3 protein-coding genes are annotated in these 1096 nt (G+C 73.4%); 1 reads left to right on the forward strand and 2 read right to left on the reverse strand.

Translation table 11 applies throughout. The features are described 5' to 3' along the window. Nucleotides 1-123 precede the first annotated feature (123 nt). Together DW309_RS00775 and DW309_RS00780 are read right to left on the reverse strand one after the other, a co-directional pair. Nucleotides 124-405 (reverse strand): HPr family phosphocarrier protein, encoded by a 282-nt coding sequence (locus tag DW309_RS00775; RefSeq protein WP_136030342.1) that lies wholly within the window; start codon nt 403-405, stop codon nt 124-126. After that, on the reverse strand, nt 402-719 hold the full coding sequence (locus DW309_RS00780; protein ID WP_136030339.1) for a PTS sugar transporter subunit IIB: 318 nt from the start codon (nt 717-719) through the stop codon (nt 402-404). The genes DW309_RS00775 and DW309_RS00780 overlap by 4 nt, the downstream gene beginning before the upstream one ends. Before the next feature lie 166 nt (nt 720-885). Between DW309_RS00780 and DW309_RS00785 the strand changes: the two genes are divergently transcribed. Continuing rightward, nucleotides 886-1096: helix-turn-helix domain-containing protein (locus DW309_RS00785; RefSeq protein ID WP_136044248.1), on the forward strand; the 211-nt coding region annotated here is incomplete at its 3' end.

The raw sequence follows: 1096 nt of genomic DNA on the forward strand, positions 1-1096 counted from the left end.
GCGCGCGCTCGGCATCGGCGCCCGCGGTGCTGGGCGAGTCGTCCGGCGCCGGCAGTGCCTCGGTCATCCGGACGACCGGTCCCTGGGCGACGCCGAGGCCGATTCCCACCCCGCGCAGCTCGCTCATCCGGCCGCGTCCTGATCGTGATCGGTGGTCAGCAGCTCGGTGAGCGTGTCCAGCACGTCCTCCGCGCCGTCGCCCTCGGCCGTGAGCGTGACGTAGTCGCCGTGCTCGACCGCGAGCGCGATGACGCCGAGGATGCTGGCGGCGTTGACCGGCTTGCCGGAGTCCTTCGCGATGGTCACGGCGAGACCGGAATCCTTGGCCGCCTGCGCGAAGATCTTCGCGGGGCGGGCGTGCAGGCCGTGCGAGGAGCCGATCCGGACGGTGCGAGTGGCGGTCATGGTGTTCCTTTCGGTGTCTCGCCGGCGTCGGCGAGGATCGAGCGGGCAAGCCGGAGGGTGCGGCTGCCGTCGCGGTCGGCGAAGACGTCGTCGGGCAGCAGCGCCACCGGGCCGTCGGCGACGCGGCGGATGTCGGCGAGCCGGTCGCCGAGGTGCGGGCCGATGAGCACGAGGTCGTGGCGCCCTGCGGCGACGGAGCTCTCCGTTCCGGCCGCCGCATCCCAGTCCAGGCCGACGGACTCCGCCGCCCTGCGCAACCGCTGCGCGACGAACGTGCTCGACGCGCCAGCGCCGCACACCACGAGGATCCTCATCGATGCCGCCTTTCCTGAGAACAGTCTGAGAACGCGGAGCGGGGTCGCGCCAACACGTTCCTTTCCGCCCCTGCGGAACCTCGGTTTCCGCGCGCCCCGCCCGTCGGGCTGACATCATGGAGACACGTCGAGACAGTGCGGTCAGCACGCCAGAGCAGGGGGAGTCATGTCGCGCCAGCGCCAGGATCAGCTCCTCGCGCTGCTGCTGCGGCAGGAGGGCTGGGCGACCGCCGGGAGCCTGGCCGACCTCCTCGGCGTGACCCCGCGGAGCATCCGGTCGTACGTCGCCGCCCTCAACGCCCGCACGCCCGGCGCGGCCGTGGTGGAGTCGGGACCCGCCGGCTATCGCGCGGGGTCGGGCGCCCGGGGCGCGCAAC

This window comes from Microbacterium sp. K41, assembly GCF_004794395.1.
In the GTDB taxonomy this organism is placed as follows: Bacteria; Actinomycetota; Actinomycetes; order Actinomycetales; family Microbacteriaceae; genus Microbacterium; species Microbacterium sufflavum.

Coding starts and splice junctions, on each gene's coding strand:
- DW309_RS00775 (WP_136030342.1), bottom strand. CDS start 405: ATGACCGCCACTCGCACCGTCCGGATCGGCTCCTCGCACGGCCTGCAC.
- DW309_RS00780 (WP_136030339.1), bottom strand. CDS start 719: ATGAGGATCCTCGTGGTGTGCGGCGCTGGCGCGTCGAGCACGTTCGTC.